We start from the raw sequence: 3976 nt of genomic DNA, 5'->3' as shown, positions 1-3976 counted from the left end.
ACGTCTCGTGGGCTCGGAGATGTGTATAAGAGACAGGTCATGGGCGGTCAGTCTTCCGTGTTCAGTTCCTCGTAGGCGGCCGGGTCGGAGTCGTGGAAGAGGCGGTACCAGGCGTCGAGCCGGCTGCCCTGGAAGGCGCCCATCCGGCCGAGGATCTCGCGGGCGAAAGCGACCGGCTCGGTCGGCCCGGCGGTGATCAGGTCGCCGTCGGTGACCGCGTCGGCGTCCTGGTAGTGCTTGCCGCCCGCGTACCCGCTCTGGGCCAGGTAGAAGGAGATGGCACTGGTGTGGGTGCGGTCGTCCAGCAGTCCCTCGCGGGCGAGGCCGAGGGTGGCGCCGCAGATCGCCGCGACCGGGACGCCGGCGTCGAGGAAGGCGCGGGCGGTGGCGGCGAAGGGGGCCAGGTCGTCCCCGGCGTCCCAGAGGTCGGCGCCGGGGAGGATCAGCAGGGAGCTGTCCTCGGGGCGCAGCTCGGCGAGGGCGAGGTCGGGGGTGATGCGGAGCCCGCCGACGGAGGTGACATGGTCGGTGCCGGGGCCGACGGTGCGGATGTCGTAGCCGGAGCGGGCGAGCCAGGCGGTGGCGTGGCCGGGCTCCCAGTCGGCGAGCGTGTCGTAGACGGCGAGGTGGACGGGCTTGCGGGCGTCCGTGGGCGGGGTGGCGGAGCTGGTCATGGCTGCCTCCTCGGTGGCTGATGACATAATGCTGTCATGAAGGCAGGATGCTGTCAACGGGTGGACGGGGGTGGGATTCGCCGTAGGTTCCTCCAGGCGGTGCGGGTGGTGTCCTTCGGAGGACGACACCCTGCCGAACCAGCCGGTTTCCGCCATACAAGATGGCCATACCGGCACCCCGGCACGGTCCCTACCCTGGCCCGCATGACCCCTCTGACCCCTCAGCCCGATCCGCAGGCCGGGGCGGCCGTCAAGGCCGCCGACCGCGCGCACGTGTTCCACTCCTGGTCAGCCCAGGGCCTGATCGACCCGCTCGCCGTCGCCGGCGCCGAGGGGGCGTACTTCTGGGACTACGACGGGAACCGCTATCTCGACTTCACCAGCGGCCTCGTCTACACCAACATCGGGTACCAGCACCCGAAGGTCGTCGCGGCCATCCAGGAGCAGGCGGGGAAGCTGGCGACGTTCGCGCCGGCCTTCGCCGTGGACGTGCGGTCCGAGGCCGCCCGGCTGATCGCCGAGCGCACTCCGGGCGACCTGGACAAGGTCTTCTTCACCAACGGCGGGGCCGAGGCGGTCGAGAACGCCATCCGGATGGCCCGGCTGCACACCGGGCGCACCAAGGTGCTGTCCGCCTACCGCTCGTACCACGGCGCCACCTCCACCGCGATCAACCTCACCGGTGACCCGCGCCGCTGGGCGTCGGACACCGCGTCCTCCGGCGTCGTCCACTTCTGGGGCCCCTTCGCGTACCGCTCGCCGTTCTACGCGGCGGACGAGGCGCAGGAGTGCGAGCGGGCGCTCGCGCACCTGGAGGACACCATCGCCTTCGAGGGGCCCGGGACGATCGCGGCGATCATCCTGGAGACCGTCCCCGGCACCGCCGGGATCATGGTCCCGCCGCCCGGGTACCTGGCCGGCGTCCGCGAGCTGTGCGACCGGCACGGGATCGTCTTCGTGCTGGACGAGGTCATGGCGGGCTTCGGGCGGACCGGGGCGTGGTTCGCGGCCGACCACTTCGGTGTCGTGCCCGACCTGCTGACCTTCGCCAAGGGCGTCAACTCCGGTTACGTGCCGCTGGGCGGCGTCGCCATCTCGGGCGAGATCGCGGCGACCTTCGACAAGCGGCCGTACCCCGGCGGACTGACCTACTCCGGGCACCCGCTGGCCTGCGCCGCGGCGGTGGCGACCATCGAGGCCATGGAGGAGGAGAAGGTCGTCGAGCAGGCCGCCCGGTTGGGCGAGCACGTCCTCGGCCCCGGGCTGCGGGAGCTGGCCGAGCGGCACCCCTCGGTCGGCGAGGTGCGCGGCCTGGGCGCGTTCTGGGCGCTGGACCTGGTGCGCGACCGGGAGACCCGCGAGCCGCTGGTGCCGTACAACGCCGCCGGCGAGGCGAACGCGCCGATGGCCGCGTTCGCCGCGGCCTGCAAGAAGAACGGGCTGTGGCCGTTCGTCAACATGAACCGCACCCACGCGGTGCCTGCCTGCAACATCACCGAGGCGGAGGCGAAGGAGGGCTTGGCCGCCCTGGACGCCGCCCTGTCGGTGGCGGACGAGCACACCACCGGCTGAGCGGCGCACCACCGGTCGACCGGCACACCACCGGGTCGACCGGCACACCACCGGTCGACCGGCACACCACCGGGTCGACGAGCACACCACCGGCTGACGAGCAGGCCGAAGGCCGACCGCGCCGGATTCGGGTACCGGCCACCGGCCAGCGGCCGCCGGGTACCGGTCACCGGATCCGGATACCGGCGGGAGACTTCCGTCACGGGTCCGCGGCCCCCTCCGCACACTCGCTTAAAGTGTCCGCAACCGTGCAGGAGGGGGCCCCGTCATGCCCGCGAGCGGAGCCGTCACCCGCAGCACTCTGCGCCAGCAGATCGCGGACGCGCTCCGTGAGGAAGTGCTCGCGGGGCGTCTCGGCCCCGGCGAGGTGTTCACCGTCCGGCAGATCGCCGAGCAGTACGGGGTGTCCGCCACCCCGGTGCGCGAGGCGCTGGTGGACCTCACCGCGCAGGGGCTCCTCGACTGCGACCAGCACCGCGGCTTCCGCGTGCACCGCTTCTCGGTGGAGGACTACCGGGGCATGGTCGAGGCCCGCGCCCTGGTGGTGGACGGTGTCTTCCGCAAGCTGGGCGCGCCCGGCGCGGACCGGGGCGCGGCGGCGGTTCCCCCGCCGGCCCGCTCCCCGGAGGCGGCGAGCACCGGAGGTGGCGGGAGCGCCGGCCCCGGTGGGGGAGTGCGGCGGGAGATCGTCACCGCACCGCCGTACGGGGCGAGGCTGGTGTCCGTGCGGCGGCGCGGCGAGGAGGCGGCGCGCGCCGCCCGGGCCGGTGAGCTGGACATCCTGATCGGCTACGACCTGCGGTTCTGGCGGGAGCTGAGCGGCTTCGTCGCCAACGCCTACATCGTCGACTTCCTGCACCGGCTGCGCGTCCAGGCGTGGGTGTTCGCCGTGCCGCACCTGCGTGCCGACCCGCGGGGCGAGCGGTGGCTGTGGAGCGGGCACGAGGAGCTGGTGGCCGCGGTCACCCTCGCCGACCCGGACGCGGTCGGCTCGGTCATGGACGCGTACAACGCGCATGCGCTGCGCTGGGCCGACCACCTGGACGCGCTCGGCCGCGCCGGCCGCTGAGCGCGCGCGGGCGACCGGGCCCGCACGCGGCTACGGCCCCGCCCCGGTGGGTATGTGACGGGGATCGACGGGCCTCCGGCGCCCGCACCGCCCGGCTCCGTACCGCGCACTACGCTGTCCCGACCGCGACCAGAGGAGAGCGAGTACCCCTTGGCCTGTGACCTGTGGTTGGTCCCCCTCGTCGACGTCCTGTGCCACAGCCCCGACAACCCGTTCGCGGAGGAGATCGCCGCGTACGACCACGCGCTGACCGAGGCCGGGCTGCCGCCGGTGCCGGTCTTCGCCTATATGCCGGGCCTCTCCGGCGACGTCGCGCCGGTGGCCGGCTTCGACTACGACGCGTTGCACTTCCTGCGCCGCGCCTACCTGCTCCGGCTCTGCGGACTGGCCGTCACCCCGGTCGACGAACTGGGCGGCGACTACGAGCAGTTGCTGGAGATGTTCGAGTCCACCGCCCAGCAGTCGCACCTGGTGTGGCACTACGACCACGCCGGCGCGTACGTGCCGGTCGACTTCCCCGCCCCGCTCTCCACCGACGAGCTGCTGGCCGGCGGCGGACCGCTCGGTTCCGCGCACGGCCTGCTGCGCGAGCTGGAGTACGTGGCCCCCTCGATCGGCATCGACCCGGCCAGCCCGCCCGCCGCGCCCCGGCCCGCGGAGC

Annotated in this window: 4 protein-coding genes; 3 read left to right on the top strand and 1 reads right to left on the bottom strand. The window is 73.3% G+C overall.

Features of this window, described 5'->3' with window-relative positions:
- Positions 1–47 precede the first annotated feature (47 nt).
- Positions 48–674 carry a DJ-1/PfpI family protein gene (locus C6N75_RS27285; protein WP_105871541.1) on the bottom strand — a complete coding sequence of 209 codons (627 nt, stop codon included), beginning with the start codon at positions 672–674 and terminating at the stop codon, positions 48–50.
- Between the two features lie 204 nt (positions 675–878).
- Between C6N75_RS27285 and C6N75_RS27280 the strand changes: the two genes are divergently transcribed.
- From C6N75_RS27280 to C6N75_RS27270, 3 genes are all read left to right on the top strand, one after another.
- Positions 879–2246, top strand: a complete 1368-nt coding sequence (locus tag C6N75_RS27280) for an aspartate aminotransferase family protein (protein WP_105871540.1) — start codon at positions 879–881, stop codon at positions 2244–2246.
- A 268-nt stretch (positions 2247–2514) separates the two neighbouring features.
- Positions 2515–3315 carry a GntR family transcriptional regulator gene (locus C6N75_RS27275; protein WP_105871539.1) on the top strand — a complete coding sequence of 267 codons (801 nt, stop codon included), beginning with the start codon at positions 2515–2517 and terminating at the stop codon, positions 3313–3315.
- 150 nt (positions 3316–3465) lie between these two features.
- Positions 3466–3976: hypothetical protein (locus tag C6N75_RS27270; protein WP_105871542.1), on the top strand; the 511-nt coding region annotated here is incomplete at its 3' end.

This window comes from Streptomyces solincola (assembly GCF_002982015.1).
Lineage (GTDB): Bacteria > Actinomycetota > Actinomycetes > Streptomycetales > Streptomycetaceae > Streptomyces > Streptomyces solincola.
The sequence above is the reverse complement of the archived record's forward strand: the minus strand, read 5'-3'. Positions and strand labels throughout refer to the sequence as shown.